This window comes from Duganella sp. FT27W (genome assembly GCF_009295655.1).
GTDB lineage: Bacteria > Pseudomonadota > Gammaproteobacteria > Burkholderiales > Burkholderiaceae_D > Rugamonas > Rugamonas zoogloeoides.
The window spans coordinates 797,085-813,128 of record NZ_WHIV01000004.1; the positions used below are offsets into that span (position 1 = coordinate 797,085).

The 16,044-nt window shown below is 64.6% G+C and carries 11 protein-coding genes; 4 read left to right on the forward strand and 7 right to left on the reverse strand.

Features of this window, described 5'->3' with window-relative positions; genetic code table 11:
• Nucleotides 1–68: 68 nt before the first annotated feature.
• Both F8197_RS20645 and F8197_RS20650 read left to right on the forward strand, forming a co-directional pair.
• Nucleotides 69–2,003, forward strand: a complete 1,935-nt coding sequence (locus F8197_RS20645) for an arylsulfatase (RefSeq protein WP_152883392.1) — start codon at nt 69–71, stop codon at nt 2,001–2,003.
• A 230-nt stretch (nt 2,004–2,233) separates the two neighbouring features.
• Nucleotides 2,234–3,310, forward strand: coding sequence for an SUMF1/EgtB/PvdO family nonheme iron enzyme (locus tag F8197_RS20650; protein WP_373996941.1), 1,077 nt, complete (start codon nt 2,234–2,236; stop codon nt 3,308–3,310).
• Here F8197_RS20650 and F8197_RS20655 read toward each other — a convergent pair.
• Both F8197_RS20655 and F8197_RS20660 read right to left on the reverse strand, forming a co-directional pair.
• Complete coding sequence (locus tag F8197_RS20655; protein WP_152883393.1) at nt 3,274–4,779, reverse strand: Fic family protein; 1,506 nt, start codon at nt 4,777–4,779, stop codon at nt 3,274–3,276. The genes F8197_RS20650 and F8197_RS20655 overlap by 37 nt on opposite strands.
• A 96-nt stretch (nt 4,780–4,875) precedes the next feature.
• Nucleotides 4,876–5,886: an aldo/keto reductase gene (locus F8197_RS20660; RefSeq protein WP_152883394.1), complete on the reverse strand. Its 1,011-nt coding sequence runs from the start codon at nt 5,884–5,886 to the stop codon at nt 4,876–4,878.
• 100 nt (nt 5,887–5,986) lie between these two features.
• On the opposite strand from F8197_RS20660, the gene F8197_RS20665 reads away from it, so the two are divergent.
• Complete coding sequence (locus tag F8197_RS20665; protein ID WP_152883395.1) at nt 5,987–6,901, forward strand: LysR family transcriptional regulator; 915 nt, start codon at nt 5,987–5,989, stop codon at nt 6,899–6,901.
• On the opposite strand, the gene F8197_RS20670 is transcribed toward F8197_RS20665, so the two are convergent.
• The 3 genes from F8197_RS20670 to F8197_RS20680 form a co-directional block, all read right to left on the reverse strand.
• Nucleotides 6,873–8,054 carry an aminotransferase class V-fold PLP-dependent enzyme gene (locus F8197_RS20670; RefSeq protein WP_152883396.1) on the reverse strand — a complete coding sequence of 394 codons (1,182 nt, stop codon included), beginning with the start codon at nt 8,052–8,054 and terminating at the stop codon, nt 6,873–6,875. The genes F8197_RS20665 and F8197_RS20670 overlap by 29 nt on opposite strands.
• Nucleotides 8,055–8,128: 74 nt before the next feature.
• Nucleotides 8,129–8,953 (reverse strand): nidogen-like domain-containing protein, encoded by an 825-nt coding sequence (locus F8197_RS20675; protein ID WP_152883397.1) that lies wholly within the window; start codon nt 8,951–8,953, stop codon nt 8,129–8,131.
• 221 nt (nt 8,954–9,174) lie between these two features.
• Nucleotides 9,175–10,095 carry a LysR substrate-binding domain-containing protein gene (locus F8197_RS20680; protein WP_152883398.1) on the reverse strand — a complete coding sequence of 307 codons (921 nt, stop codon included), beginning with the start codon at nt 10,093–10,095 and terminating at the stop codon, nt 9,175–9,177.
• A 115-nt stretch (nt 10,096–10,210) separates the two neighbouring features.
• On the opposite strand from F8197_RS20680, the gene F8197_RS20685 reads away from it, so the two are divergent.
• The gene (locus F8197_RS20685) at nt 10,211–11,509 is read left to right on the forward strand and encodes an aminotransferase class V-fold PLP-dependent enzyme (RefSeq protein ID WP_152883399.1); all 1,299 of its coding nucleotides are present in this window, start codon (nt 10,211–10,213) and stop codon (nt 11,507–11,509) included.
• Between the two features lie 103 nt (nt 11,510–11,612).
• On the opposite strand, the gene F8197_RS20690 is transcribed toward F8197_RS20685, so the two are convergent.
• Nucleotides 11,613–13,868 (reverse strand): TonB-dependent siderophore receptor, encoded by a 2,256-nt coding sequence (locus F8197_RS20690; RefSeq protein WP_152883400.1) that lies wholly within the window; start codon nt 13,866–13,868, stop codon nt 11,613–11,615.
• Nucleotides 13,869–13,981: 113 nt separating this feature from the next.
• Entirely contained in the window at nt 13,982–15,910 is a 1,929-nt protein-coding gene (locus F8197_RS20695) for a methyl-accepting chemotaxis protein (protein ID WP_152883401.1), read from the reverse strand.
• Nucleotides 15,911–16,044 lie beyond the last annotated feature (134 nt).

The window sequence follows — 16,044 nt, forward strand, 5'->3', positions numbered from 1 at the left end:
AAATGCTTCGTTTCTGATCACCTCGATAACATTTATTCTTTGCACACTTTTCATCCGCAAGGAATATCATGCCCGCTCCACGCCTGCTGCGCGTCATTCAACGAAGCCTGATCGGCCTGTCCGTCACCAGCGCCCTGGTGCTTGCCGGCTGCAGCGAGTCCGCCAAGGCGCCGCTGTCCGAGGCGGCGCCGGCGATCAAGAAAAAGCCGAACATCCTGTACATCATGGCCGATGACCTCGGCTATTCCGACCTCGGCGCCTTTGGTGGCGAGATCGAGACGCCCAACCTCGATGCGCTGGTCAAACAGGGACGGTTGCTGACCAACCACCACACCGGCACCGTCTGCGCCATCACGCGCGCCATGCTGGTGTCGGGTACCGACCACCACCTGGTGGGCGAAGGCCATATGGGCGCGCCCAACGATGAACGGCGTGGCTTGCCCGGTTACGAAGGCTTCCTCAACGACAGCTCGCTGTCGTTTGCCCAGCTGCTGCGCGATAACGGCTATCACACGTACATGGCCGGCAAGTGGCACCTCGGTTCCGCGATTGCCGGCGGCGCCGTCACCACCGCCGGCAAGACGCCGGACCAGTGGGGTTTCGAGCGCAGCTATGCGCTGCTGGCCGGCGCCGCCGCCAACCATTACGCCCACGAACGCGAAGGCTCCACCAACTACACGGAAGACGGCATGTTCGTGCAGCCTGGACAACCGGGCCAGCCCGGTGGCGCCGGCGGCGAACCGTTTTATTCGACCGATTTTTATACCAAACGCCTGATCTCTTACATCGACAGCAACAAGGCCGACGGCAAGCCATTCTTTGCGTACGCCGCCTACACCTCGCCGCACTGGCCGCTGCAAGTGTCGGAGCCGTGGCTGTCGAAGTACAAGGGCAAATATGACGCCGGCTACGAGGCCGTGCGCGATGCGCGCATCGCCCGCCAGAAGCCGCTCGGCATCATCCCGGCCGATTTCACGCCGTACCCAGGTGCGCCGGAAACCACGTCGCGCAGCCCGGCCACGGCCGGCTTCAACACGGCCAATGCCAAGTACATCAACGCCAACAACGGCATGGCGCAGGGCTATGCCGATTACGGTCCGGGCAAGGTCAACAAGAAGTGGGCCAGCTTGAGTGCGCTGGAAAAGAAGGCGCAAGCGCGCTACATGGAAATCTACGCCGGCATGGTCGATAACCTCGACCACAACATCGGCCTGCTGATCCAGCATTTGAAGGACATCGGCGAATACGACAACACCTACATCATGTTCCAGTCCGATAACGGCGCCGAAGGCTGGCCGATCGACAGCGGCGCCGACCCCAGGTTGACCGACGAAGCCAACGCCACCGAACCGGTGTACGCCACGCTGGGCACCGACAACGGCGCCCAGGCAGCCAGGCGCCTGCAATACGGCCTGCGCTGGGCCGAGGTGAGCGCCACGCCGTTCCGCCTGACCAAGGGCTATGCCGGCGAAGGCAGCGTCGCCACGCCGCTGATCGTGCGCCTGCCGGGCCAGACCGCGCGTCTGCCCAACCTGAGCGCCCTCACCCACATTACCGACAACACCGCGACGTTCCTGGCGCTGGCCGGCGTAACGCCGCCCACCCAGACTGCGCCGGCCGCGATCGACGCAAGCGGCGTCGATCGCAACCGGGGCAAGGTGGTGTACAACGGCCGCAACGTCTATCCCGTCACCGGCAAGTCGCTATTGCCGCTGCTGCAAGGCAGCACCGCCAGCGTACGCACCGAACCGCTGGGGCACGAGTCATACGGCCGCGCCTACCTGATCAGCGCCGACGGCAAGTGGAAGGCGCTGTGGAACGAGCCGCCGACAGGTCCGCTCGACGGCCGCTGGCAACTGTACGACCTCACCCGCGACCGCGGCGAAACCACCGACGTCGCTGCGCAAAACCAGGCGCTGACCAACACCATGGTCGGCGAGTGGCAGCAATTCATGCAGCGCGTGGGCGGCGTGGAGCCACTGAAGCCGCAGGGCTATTACTGATGGGCGTGGCGTCACGCAGCAGGGCCTGGCGCATGGCGCTGCCAGCGCTGGCCTTGGGCGCCGCGCTGCTGGCGCTGGTCTGGCATACCAGCGCCAGCACCGGTACCGGCAGCGGTAATGGCAGCGGCAGCAGCAGCGATACCAGCACCGTGACCAGCAGCAACCGCACCGGCAGCAGCAGCACTGGCACCAGCACCGGCACCAGCACCGGCACCAGCACCGGCAATGCGCTGGCCAATGCACCGGCTGCCCAGCTGGGCAGTGAACCATTGTGCGCCGCCTACAGCGGCCTGCCGGCCGGCTGGGGCGCCGATCCTCACGCGGGCATGGTGCAGGTAAAAGGCGGCAGCTTTATCTTCGGCAGTGAGCGCGGCTATCCGGATGAGCGTCCCGCGCAGCCCGGCGCCACCCGCGTTGCCGGCTTCTGGATCGACCGCACGGAAGTGACGCAAGCGCAGTTCGCCGCGTTCGTGGCAGCTACTGGCTATGTGACGGAAGCGGAACGGCAAGGCGCTGGCGTGGTGTTCCATGTGCCGACAGCGGAAGAACTGCAGCAACGGCCGTATGCTTGGTGGACGCTGGAAAAAGGCGCGCAGTGGCGCACGGCGCAAGCTGCCGCGCCATCGCCATCGCCATCACTGGCATCGGCATCGGCACCAGCACCAGCACCAGCATCAGCATCAGCCCCTGTCAAAGCACCCGGCGGCCACCTGCCGGTGACCCTGGTCACGCAAGCCGACGCCCTGGCTTACGCGCGCTGGCTGGGCCGCGATCTGCCCACCGAGGCGGAATGGGAATACGCCGGCAAGGCCGGCCGCAGCGACAATCAACTCGACACCGCGCCGACGGACGCCGAAGGCAAGCCCGCCGCCAACTACTGGCAAGGCGCGTTTCCGCAACTCGATGTCGGGGCTGACGGCCATGCGGGCGTCGCCCCCGTGGGCTGCTACGCGCCCAACGGCTTCGGCCTGTACGACATGATCGGCAACGTCTGGGAATGGACGCAAGACCCCTACACCGGCCCGCGCCAGCCGCACGCCAATGGCGATACCGCTGTCGCAGCCGGCCGCATCGCCGGTGCCGGCAACGCGCCCAAAGCGCCCAACGCCGGCAATGCCGCCAACGCCACGATGGTGATCAAGGGCGGCTCATTCCTGTGCGCCCCCGACTACTGCGTCCGCTACCGGGCCTCGGCGCGCGAGTCGCAGGAACGCGACCTGGCCGCAGCGCACATCGGCTTTCGCACGGTGCAAAGGGACCTCACTGCCGCTCACTTGGATGTCGTGTCGGGGAAGATCAGCCGATAATTGCGCAAATCTTCCTGAAACGCATTACACCGCGCAAGTTGTATCTGGACGTCGTGCAGCGGCTGCTCGTAGTCGAAGCGCGATGTCCAGTCATGGGCACGCGTCATGCTGCGCACATACGGGCTGGCATCGCGGTCGTTCGACAGGCGCTTGAGGGGTAACAGATAGTTTTCGCGATACACGGTGGGCACCATGATCCGGCAAATGCCAGCCGCGCTGAGTATGCAATTCATCGCCAGCCGGGCCGTGCGTCCGTTGCCGTCCTTGAACGGGTGGACTTCCGACACGACGAACATCGTCATCAGTGCGCGTGCCACCGGGTCGGTCAATGCACGAATACGCTCGTAGCCTTCGACCAGGGTTCCTGATACCTGTTCGGGCAAGACGAATAACGTGTTGCCTGCCATGTTGCGCTGTTCTTTCCATTGACCCGGCAGTTGGTCGGGGCGCGCCTGCATGACGAGGGCGTTGACGCTTTTGAGCCAGCCGAGAAAGTCTTGCGCAGTTGCCGCCGGCTGGTTGCGCCATGGCGCTGCGTTCGCGGCCTGGAAAGTGCCGAGAATGTCATGCGAATCCTGCGAGCGGTTGGCAATGATCGCACCCTCGAACACGATCTGCTTGGCCTCGGCTACCTCGAACGTGGTGCCTTCGATAAAATTCGAAAAATATGCTTCGAAGAAAGCGAAATTTTCCAGCGCCGTCCCCTTGCTGGCAAGATCGGCCGGGTGCGCAAACACCTCGGCAGCCAGTGCGCCCTGCAGCATATCGAACAGGTCGAGCCGGTCCGGATCGTAAGGCTTGCCGGCTGCGCGCGCCAGCGCCAGCTTGCTGTGCAATTTTTTTTCCGCGTGCGTGCCAAGCAGCGCGCCGATCAAGCTGTCGAGACGCTTGCCCTCTGCGGCCATCCCCAGTAATGCGGCGACGCTGCGTGCATGGTCGCGCAGCGCATTGAGTTTGAAGTCGCCCCGCACGGTCAGAATTTTATCGAGCCGGGTTTCGATGTCGGCTTGCGGGAGTACCCGGTTCACCGCACCGCGCGCGGTACCCATGTTTTCAAGAAAACCTCGTGCCTCGCCAGGAAGGTAGATTTGCCTGTGTAACAGGTCGGCGTTGGGGTGTTCCAGCAAAGGTGGCTGGTCCGCGCCCGGGTATACCTCGACCACGAGGCCGGGCAGGTGCAGCGTGCGCCGCGTGCTGGCGCGGCGTACGTGAATAACCCCGGCTACGGGCCGGTGTTCGATTGCGGAGCGATATGCCAACACAGCTGCTGGCAGCAGGTGGCTGATGATCGCCGCCCAGTTGCGAACTACGATGGCCTCAAGCGGGCTGTCCAGGTTAGTCGTGTACACCCCGGCGTAGATGCGCCTGAGCGTACCCGCATCCACTTGACGGGCCAGGGTCCGCTGCAGCGCCGCATTACCGTCGGTGAACAGGACTTCTGCAGTGTCGGTGTCTGAAAACTGTGCCATTGTTTCCCCCTGCCTCGTTCGAATGACTGAAAAGCAGAGGAATTATGGCACTTTATGACCGAAAACTAGCGGTTTCTCTCCGGTTGCCGTCCATCTTCATGCGCCCGGTAACGGCGCCAGCGCCGACACCAGCCCCTGCTCGCGCAACTCCTGCCAGAACGCTGCCGGCACCGCCTGGCGCAGCGCGGCCTGGTCTTCCAGCAGGCGCTCGGGACGGCTGGCGCCCGGGATCACGCTGGCCACTGCCGGATGCGCCAGCGCGAACTGCAAGGCGGCGGCCTTGATGCTGATGCCGTGGCGGGTGGCCAGCGCGGTCAGGCGCGCCACTTTTTCGATAATCGCAGGCGGCGCCTTGGCGTATTCGAAATGCGTGCCGCCGGCCAGGATGCCGGAGCTGTACGGACCGCCAACCACGATGTCCACGTGTTGCGCGGCGGCGGCCGGCATCAGGCGTTGCAGCGCGCGCTCGTGGTCGAGCAGCGTGTAGCGGCCGGCCAGCAGGAAGGCGTCCGGTTTCGGTTCGTCGAGGTCGAGCGTCAACTCCAGCGGCTCGACGCGGTTCACGCCCAGGCCCCAGCCCTTGATCACGCCTTCGTCGCGCAGGCGGTCCAGCACGCGGAAGGCGCCGGTGCGGGCGATCTCGTATTGCGCCAGCCATTCGTCGCCAAAGAAATCCTGGGCCACGTCGTGTACCCAGACGATGTCGAGGCGGTCGGTCTTGAGGCGTTGCAGGCTCGCGTCGATCGAGCGCAGCGTGGCGTCGGCGCTGTAGTCGTTGACGATCTTGTTCTTCAGGCCGAACTCGAACAGGCCGCCCTTCTCTCCCATGTCGCGTGCCAGCGGGTCTTCCAGCTCGTCGAGGATGACGCGGCCGATCTTGGTGCTCAGGACGTATTCATCGCGCGGCCGGCGGGCCAGCGCTTCGCCGAGGCGGATCTCGGCCAGGCCGGCGCCGTACAGCGGTGCGGTGTCAAAAAAGCGGATGCCCTGGTCCCAGGCCGCATCGACCGTGGCGATCGCCTCGGCCGGGGGAATGTCGCGGTACATATTGCCCAGCGGGGCGGTGCCGAAGCCGAGTTTGCCTTGCAGTTGTTCACGAATGCTCATGGGGTTCTCCTGGTGGATGAGTGAATGAGACCAGTGTAGATTGACTTTAACAGACCGTCCAAGACATAATTTGCTCACCTTAAGTCCTGTTGGGTCTGACATGCTCGATATTCGCCAGTTGCAATACTTCGTCGCCGTGGCCGAGGAAGAACACGTGGGGCGCGCTGCCGAGCGCCTGCACATCTCGCAGTCGCCGCTGAGCCGGCAGATCGCCCAGCTCGAGGAAAAGCTGGGATTGACCCTGTTCGAGCGCAGCTTGCAGCGCATCCGCCTCACCCGCGACGGCCGTACCTTTCTGACTGAAACCCGCGCCTTCCTGGTTCATGCCACGCGCCTGGAAGCCATGGCGCGCCGCCTGGGCCGCGGTGACGAGGGCGGGCTGTGCATCGGCTACATCGACAGCGCCATGCACGCCGGCGTGCTGCCCGACGGCCTGCGCACGCTGCGCGCCGAGCGCCCGCAGGTGCACGTGGCGCTCTATAACCTGCATTCGGTAGAGCAGGTCGAGGGCCTGCGTCAGCGCAGCCTCGATATTGCCCTGTTATGCGAACCGCCGGCGCCCGATGACGCCGATCTCGATTGCGCGCTGGTGCGCAGCGAGCCGATGCTGCTGGCGCTGCCCGACTCGCACCCGTTGGCCGCATTGCCCACGCTGGCGCCGGCCGACCTGGCGGCGCAGGACTGGATCCTGGTGCGGCACAAGGAGACCGCGCTCCAGCACGACAACTTCATCGCCGAGTGCGCGCGGGCCGGCTTTACACCGCACGTGCGCATGGAAGCGACCGAGCCGATGACGGCGCTGGGCCTGGTCGGCGCGGGTCTGGGCATCGCCATGGTGCAGCAGGGTTTGCGGCACCAGGCGCCGCCCGGCGTGGTGCTGCGCGAACTGCCGTGGTTCAGCTACCGCACGCCGCTATGGGTGGCCTGGCACCGCATCAATTTGCGGCCGCTGGTGGCTGACTTCCGCGCCATGCTGCTCGATGGCGTCACCGCGATGACGCCGCCAGCCCGATAATTGCCGCCGCCAGCGCATCGACATCCTGCGCGCGCGTAAAGACGTGCGGCGTTACCCGCACCAGTGACACTTCGCCCAGCTGGCGCACCACGGTGAAGATGCGGTGCTCGTCCATCAACCGTTGCGCCACGTCCGCCGCCGCCATGCCGTCGATGCCGAAGGCGCCCAGTGCGCAGTGGCGCGCCGGATCGGCGGGCGTGTACAGGCGCACGCCGGGCACGTGGCGCACCGCGTCCATCCAGCGCCGCGCCAGCCAGCGCAGGCGCGCTTCCTTGTTGGCCGTGCCGATCTGCGCGTGGAACGCCAGCGCGTCCTCGATCGCCATGACCGGCGCCGGCGGCACCGCGCCCACGTGCCCCAGCTTGTCGATATCGCCGGCGGCGTGGGTGGTGTCGGCGTAAAACGGCGCGATGTCGGCAATGCGTTCGCGCGCGATGTACAGCAGCCCCGTACCCAGCGGCGCGCCCACCCACTTGTGCAGGTTGGCGACGACGAACTGCGCGCCCAGTTGCGGTACCCGGTAGTCGAGCTGCGCCAACGAATGGGCGGCGTCGATGATGACGTCGATGCCGCGTGCGCGCGCCATGGTCGCCAGCGCCGCCACCGGCATGATCTGGCCCGTGCGGTGCACGATGTGGGTGAGCAGCACCACCCGCGTGCGCGGCGTGATGGCGGATTCGTAGGCGGCCACGATGGCGGCGTCGCTGACCGGATCGAGCGGTACGTCCACCGGCACCGGCGCCACGCCGCGCCGTGCAGCCAGGGTGGCGACGATGTCGAGCGCGCTGTCGTAGTCGTGGTGGGAGTACACAATGGCGTCGCCGGGTACGAACGGATAGCCCTGCAACACGATGTTGAGCGACTCCACGGCGCTGCGCGTGATCAGCAGTTCATCGGCATCGACGCCGGTGAATGCGGCCAGCGCCTGGCGCACCTGTGCCAGGCGGCCGGGCCAGCGCTGGCGCAGGAAATAGCTGCTTTCGGCATCGACTTCATCCTGGTAGCGGCGCAAGGCGGCGCGCACCGGGTTGGCGGGCATGCCGAAGTAGCCGTTTTCCAGGTTGATGAAGTCGGGTGATGGGGCGTACTGCGCGCGGACCGCGTCCCAGAACGCGGTGTCGTCGGCAGCGACGCTGGTGATCGGTAATGGCACTGTGAACTCCCGTAGCAAGCCGCACCGGGCGGCGCGGCGTTGCCAGGGAGTGTACGCGAGGTGGTGCTAGCGCATCAAACGGCGGCCTTGCTGCGCTGGCGGCGACGGCTCATGGCGCCCACCAGGCCCAGGCCGGCAACCAGCATGGCGTAGGTTTCCGGTTCCGGCACGGCGGTGATCACGCCATTGCGCACCTGGAACAGGTATTGGCCGGTGACGCCGTTGTTGGAGCCGGCGGCAAGCGAGTGGATGCCGCCATCGAGCAGCGCGCCGTTGACCAGCGAGCCGGCCAGCTGGTTGTAGGTGCCGGCCGCGCCGCTGCCGTTGGCAAAGCCCACCGAGGCCGAAATGCCGCCGAGGCCGCCTACGCCAGAGTCCGCTTCACCGGTTTCCCACTGCACCTGGTCGTAGTTAAAATAAATGTCGAAGTTGCCGGCGCCGGTGGCGTTGCGGTCGACCAGGATCAGCTGGAAGGTATTGAGCTTGTCGTCGCGTGAAGCGAAGTAGCCGACCTGGTTCCAGGTCACGCCAAAGGCGTTCTGGCCGGCGTAGGTGCCATTGCCGTAAGTAACCGTGCCGCCGGCCGCCGCCCGGGTATCGACGTCGGAGAAAAATGGCGCGATGATCGGAGCGCCAAGATAATTGGCGGTCAGTCCGGTAGGCGTATAAGTGCCCTGCCCGCTGCCGAAGGTGACATAACCATTATTGCTGACATACGTGGTATCGAAAGTATTGCCGAAATAATTGGCATTAAAACCGAGCGTCACTTCGGGGGTATAGCAATCGTCGCACACCGCGACGGTACCCAGGTTATTAAAACCGCTGGTCACGGGGCCGGCAGCGGCGTAGTTGGAGAAGGCGAACAGCGACAGCAAGGCGCAAAGCGTGATTTTTTTCATGAAGATTCCGGTTGGTGAATTAAATGTAGCAGTTTCAGAAACGGACATTTTTTAAATCCAATTTTTATTTGGAAATATAAAATGCATTGCTGAAACTGAAGTTTCCCCTAGCATTTGGTTTATATAAATACAATATTTTTATATCGAGAAAGATATCATATTGAAAACTTTATATATTCACACTTTGTAACCGGACTCATCATTTATTCAAATTGATCACCTCAGTGATTTCTTTCCAGCCACGCGTCCAGCCCGGCCAGGTCGGCCGCCAGCCGCGTGCGCATGGTGGCCAGCAATTGCTGGGCGAACGGTGTCAGCGGCCGCCCTGCCGGCATGGCCAGCTGGCAGCCATAGGCGAGGGTTTCCGAAAAGCGCCGCAGCACGATATCGCGGCCCGCGTAATCGAGCGCGGTGACCGGGTTGACGATGGCGATACCCACGTTGTGGCGTACCAGCTCGCATAAGCTGATCGTATACGGTGTCTCGACAACGGTCTCGGGCACCACGCCATGGGCGCGGAAGATGGCGTCGAGCCGCACGCTGGCGCCGTCCTCGGGATTGAGCGCCAAAAACGGGTAGCGCGCCAGGTCGCTCGGGCGTATCACCTTCTTGCGCGCCAGCGGGTGTTTCAACGGCAGCGCCACCACGCCGTTGTAGCGTGCGAACACCGAGTGTTCGAGACCATCGGCACTGACCTCGTCAGCCATCAGGCCGATATCGGCCTCGCCCGCCAGCAGGCGCGCGCGCACGTCGCGCGACGACATGATCTGCAACGACACCGTTACCTTGCGCTCGCTAAGCTTCAATTCGCTCAGCACGCGCGGCAGAAAACCCACGCCCATGCCCGGCAGGCAGGCGATGCGGATGCGGTTGACGCCGAACTGGCGCAGGCTGCGCAGCCGGTGCTCGATGGCGTCGAGCCCGACGAAACAGCGGTGCACCTCGGCCAGCAGCGCGTGCGCTTCCTGGGTGGGGACCAGCTTGCCGCGCACGCGCTCGAACAGCGCCAGTCCCGCATGGGTTTCCAGCTTGCGCAGCGACAGGCTCACGGCCGGTTGCGTCAGGTTGAGCAGGCGCGCCGCCTTGCTGGCGGAGCCGGCCGTCATCACGGCGCGGAAGATCTCGATTTCACGGAGCAGCATGGGAGTGATCAGGTCAGGGTATAAGCCCAGTTTATAGTTTGCGAAGTCGCGCCACAAGCACGGCGCTGGCGTTTGCCTACAATGTTCCGATCGCCCATCACCATACAGGACCGTCATGACCATCAGCCGCCGCACCTTTCTGCAGGGTTCCCTCGTTGCCGCCAGCACCGCTGGTACCGTTGGCGCCACGCCAGCGCTGCAGGCGCAGGATCAGCCATTACGGGCGCCGGCCGGCCCGGTCGCACAGGTCGTGCGCGACGAAGCGTACTGGCGTGACATCAAGTCGCACTACGACGTCAGCGGCGACTTCATCAACCTGGAAAACGCCTACTACGGCATCATGACGCGCGCGGTATCGGACGATTTCAAGCGCCATATCGACCGCCTCAACCGCGACAACTCGTACTTCCTGCGGCGCGAATTCGACCGCCAGGGCATCGAGGCGATCCGCGCCACGCTGGCGCAGAACCTGGGCGTGCCGACCGACGAGGTGGCGCTCACGCGCGGCGCCACCGAATCGCTGCAAAACCTGATCAGCAACTACCAGCTGCTCAAGTCCGGCGACACCATCATGTACGGCAACCTCGACTACGATTCGATGCAGTACGCCATGCAGGACCTGGCCGCGCGGCGCGGCGCCACGGTGGCGGTGGTCACCACGCCCGAGCCGGCCACGCGCCAGGGCGTGCTGGACGTGTACGAGCAGGCGCTCAAGGCGCATCCGCGCACGCGCCTGCTGCTGCTCACCCACATCAGCCACCGCACCGGTCTGGTGTATCCGATTGCCGAACTGGTGAAGATGGCCAAGGCGCGCGGCGTCGATGTGATCGTGGACGTGGCGCAGTCGTGGGGCCAGCTCGACTATCAATTGCCGGACCTGCAGGCGGACTTCGTCGGCGGCAACCTGCACAAGTGGATCGGCGCGCCGCTGGGCCTGGGTTTCATCCACATCCGCAAGGAGCGACTGAGCGCGATCGGCATCCACCTGGGCAATGCCGACCACCCGGCGACCGACATCCGTGCGCGCGTGCTGGCCGGCACCGTCAACGTCGCTGCGCTGATGACCATCCCCGCCGCGCTGCGCCAGCACGACGCCATGGGCACCCGCAACAAGGGCGCCCGCCTGCTGCACCTGCGCAACCACTGGGTAGCGCAACTGCGCGGCAGCAGCAAGGTTCAAATTCTGGCCCCCGACGACATGAGCGGCGCCGTCACGTCGCTGCGCCTGGCCGGCAAGACCAGTTTTGACGACAACGTGGCCCTGCAAAAAACGCTCATCGACCAGTACGGCATCTTCACGGTCCCGCGCAAAGGCGCGGCAGGCGGCGCCTGCCTGCGCGTGACCCCGGCACTGTTCACCACCACCGCAGAACTCGACAAATTTACCGCCGCCATCCGTCAAATCACCACCTGAATTGAGGTAAAAATCGGAGGCAAAAAACAGCTGAAAATTATTTATATAAACCGTTTATACGATATAAACCATATATTCCGTATAAACGATATAAATAATTAAATCAGAGCGCCGCGCGCAGCGTCACCACCACGTTGCGCGGATCGCCGTAGTAGTAGGCCAGACCGGTCGGCGCGAAGCGCTTGTAGTAGGTCTTGTCGGCCAGGTTGTTGACGTTGACCTGCACCGAGTAACGGTCGTTGAAGCGGTAGCCGGCCATGGCGTTCAATACCGAGTAGCCGCCCTGGCGCGCGGTCAAGCCGCTGCCGGTGACGGTGGCGTCGCTCTGGATGTTGGCGCCACCACCCACGGTCCAGCCCTTGAGCAGGCCGCTCAGGCGGTAGTTGCTGAAGAAGCGCAACTGGTGGCGCGGATCGATGGCGCGCAGCGGCTGGTTGGTGTTGGCGGCGGTATCGACCACGTACCTGGTGCGGGTGTTGGTGTAACCGCCCTGGATGTTCCAGCCCGGCGCCAGCTCGCCCGACAGCTCCGCTTCCCAGCCTTCGCTCTCGGTCTTGCCGCCGGCAATGCGGCAGCGGCCGGTCGGGTTCGACGGCGCACAGGTAGCCGGTCCCGTCGAGTCTTCCACCGCGCGGCCCACGTTGTTGATGCGGAACACGCCAGCCGATGCATTGAGCTTGCCGCCGAAGAATTCGCCCTTCAGGCCCGCTTCGTAGTCCTCGCCGGTGATCGGCTTGAGCATGTTGTTGTTGACGTCCTTGACGTTTTGCGGCGTGAAGATTTCGGTATAGCTGACGTAGGCGTTGAGCTTCTTGGTGATGTCGTACACCAGCCCGGCAAACGGCGTGGTCTGGCGCTCCACCTTGTAGCTGGTAGCGGGGGCGGACGGCGCGCGGTACTCGTACCAGCTCAGGCGCACACCGGCCAGCGCCGTGAGCGAGTCCATCAGCGACAGGCTGGTGGTTGCATACACGCCCTGCTGCTGGACGAAAGTCGGCTTCAGGGTGTTGATGGTGACCAGGTTGTTTTCCGGGTACGTGGTGTACGGGTCCCAGTTGCGGATATCGACGTTATTGAGCGGGAACTGGTTGCCCAGGCCGGCCGTCGCGACGGTGCGCGTGCGCAGGGCTTCCGCGCCCACCACCAGCTTGTGCTGGCGGCCCAGCAGGGTGAACGGGCCGTTGGCGCTGAGCGAGTAATTATCCTGCTGGCTGTCGTCGCCCGTGTACTGCGACGTGGTCACGCCGAACAGGTAATCGTCCTTGCTGCCGGTGGGGCGCGCGATGTACGACTGCTTGAAGCCGTTCGGGTCCATCTTCAGGTGCAGGTAGCCGGCGCTGGCCTTGGCGGTCCAGCCATTGTCGAAACGCTGCTCGAGCTCCACGAACGCCTGTTCGTTGGCGCGGTTCCAGCGGTTCCAGGCGGCGCCCAGGAACGTGTCGCGTGGCAGGTTCATCGACGAGCCATCGAGCTTGGCCGGCATGCCGCCCCACGAGCCGGTGGCATCGAGTTCGGTGCGCTGCAGGCTGGCGGTGAGCACAGTGTCGGGCGTCAGGTCCGCTTCCACCACGCCGTACAGCACTTGCCGGTCTTCCTTCATCGCCTTCTGGAAGCTGTCCTTTTTTTCCTTGACGGCCACCAGGCGCGCGCGCACGGTGCCGGCCTGGTTCAGGGCGCCCGAAATATCGCCTTCGGCGCGGCGCCGGTCCCACGAACCGAGCACGCCAGTGGCGGATGCCTGGAAGTCGCGCGTGGGACGCTTGCGCACCATGTTGACAGTGGCCGACGGATTGCCCGAACCGCGCAACATGCCGGAGGCGCCGCGCAGCACTTCCACGCGGTCGAGCACGGCCGCATCGGGCTGGGCGAAGGCCGAGCCGCCCTGGGTAATGGTCAAACCGTCCACTTGCATGGCGTCGATCTGGTAGCCGCGCGAGTGGTACGTGATGCGCTCGCTGTCGGTGTAGTCAACCGCGATGCCGGGCGTGGCCAGCATCAGGTCGGTCAGGTTGAGCAGCGCGCGGTCTTCGATGAACTGGCGCGTGAGCACGGTGACCGGCTGCGGAATTTCACGCACCGATTCCAGGCCCTTGACGATCGACGTCTTGCGGCTGCCGAACGAACCCGAGTTCTCGGTGGTGACACGGTCGCTGGTGCCGGTGACCGTCACGCTGGGCAGCAAAGTGTCGCGGTCGGCCTCCGCACCGGCGGCTGCATCTGCCGGCGCTGGTGCGTCCGCAGCGTAGGCCAGCGGGAACGTGATGGCCGCACTCGCGCACAGCAGCGCCAGTCGGGCCGCCAGGCGCACGGGGCGCAAGACTGGGGTGGATGAAAAAGGTTTGTCTGCGCGGTGGAACATCACAACTCCTGAATGTTGAGTAATCTAAATGAGAATCACTCGCAATTATAAATAGGAATTGTGACTACGTCTACGCTACCGGGCTGTAACCACCCGGCTATGTTGCGACCAAACTAGTACCGCACGAACTTGGTTTCATCCGGCCCGGTGGACGCAAACTCCTGTTGCCGTGGCGCCGGGGCGTGGCGTGGGGCGGATGACGGGCGGGGCTGCTGCCGGCTGGCGCCGTGGCTGCTGGATGAGGCGGCGGTGCTTTTCAGGCTGCCCGCCACCCGGAAGAAACTCATCGCCTGTTGCAGTTCTTCGGCCTGGCTGCTCATCTGCTCGGCGGTGGAGGCCAGTTGTTCGGAGCCGGCGGCGTTTTGCTGGGTGGTCTGGCTCAATTGGGCGATGGCGGAATTGATTTGCGCCAGGCCCGCCGATTGCTCTTCCGATGCCGAGGTGATTTCCTGTACCAGGTCGGACGTCTTGCGAATATTGGGCACCATCGCGCCCAGCATCTGGCCGGCGTGCTCGGCCAGGCTGACGCTGCTGGTGGCGACTTCGCCGATTTCCTGGGCGGCCACCTGGCTGCGTTCGGCCAGCTTGCGCACCTCGGCCGCCACCACCGCGAAGCCCTTGCCGTGCTCGCCCGCGCGGGCCGCTTCGATGGCGGCGTTCAGCGCCAGCAAATTGGTTTGATAGGCGATGTCGTCGATGATCAGCACCTTGGCGGCGATCTGCTTCATGGCCGTCACCGTCGAGCGCACGGCCTCGCCGCCTTCGGTCGCCTCCACCGCCGCGCGGCTGGCCATGGCGTCTGTCACCTTGGCGTTGTCGGTGTTTTGCGCTACCGATGCGGTCATCTGTTCGACCGAGGCCGAGGTCTCTTCCACGCCCGCTGCCTGTTCGCTGGCGGCTTGCGCCAGCGAGTTGGCGGTGGCGCTCACTTGTTCGGACGCGGCGGCCAGCCCCTCGGCATTGGCGTTCACTTCGGCGACTACCTGCCCCAGCTTGGCCACGGTGGTATTGGCGTATTTTTTCAGTTCGCCGAACGCGCCTTCATACGGCTTGTCGATGGTTTGCGTGAGGTCGCCGTCGGACATCGCGCCCATCACCCGCACCACGTCGGCAATACTGGCGCCGGTGGTGGCCGCCAGTTGATTGAGACCGTCGCCCATGTCGCGCTGGAAGCCCTGCAAGCCATTGAGGTCCACGCGGGAATCGAAGTTGCCGCGATTGGCCGCTTCCACCACCGTGCGCTGGCCGTCGATCACCTGCTTGAGCTTGGCCACCATCTCCTTGACCGTCAACAGCAGGCTGCCTTTGTCGCCGGGCCGGGTGAGCACGTCGCTGGACAGGTCGCCATCGGAAATGCGCCGCAGCACCTGGGCCGCATAGGCAGGCTCGCCGCCGAGTCCACGCACCAGGCTGGCAGTGATGGCCCACGCCAGCCCGATCGCGATCACCACCGCGCCCACCACCAGTGCGATCACCGTGTTGCGCGTGCTGTCATAGTTATCTGCCGCGTGCTGGCGGTCCTGTTCCATCAGCGAGGTCTGGTGCTTGACCAGGTTTTCCAGCGCCGCCAGGTAGCTGCTATTGGCGACGAGGAACTGGTCCTTCATGTACTCGAGCGCGGCTTTCGGATCGTCCTTGATCAAGGCATACAGTTCGACATAGGCGGGATTGAGCGCATTGCTCTTGCTGGTGATCTCGCGGAACAGTTCGCGCCCCTTGTCGCTGGCCACCAGCTTGTCGAGCCGGGCCAGCGCTTCGGCCACCTTGACGCGATTGGCCTCGGCAGTCGCCTTGTAGCGCTCGCGTTCCTCGTTGCTGGTGGCCAGCATCATGCTGCGTACCTGGCGGCCATTGTCGATGGTGAGGGTGGCTGCTTCATTGGCCAGCATGACCTTCGGATAGCGGTCGTCCATCAGCAGGCTGACGTCGTGATTCAAGGCCGCCATGCTGTTCAGGCTGACCGCCGACAGCGCCAGCAGTAACACCACCACCGCGCCGAAACCGATCGCCAGCCGTACCGCCACCTTCATGTTTGCAAACATAGTCGCTCCTGAAACGGATGTGCGCATGCCTGCCAGGGAAATGGCCGTGGCATGCAAGGGGAAAAGACGGGAAATGACCGCTGTGACAGCTAGCGGCATGCAAGGGGTGATCGAGGGCGTTGTGTGGCGCGGCG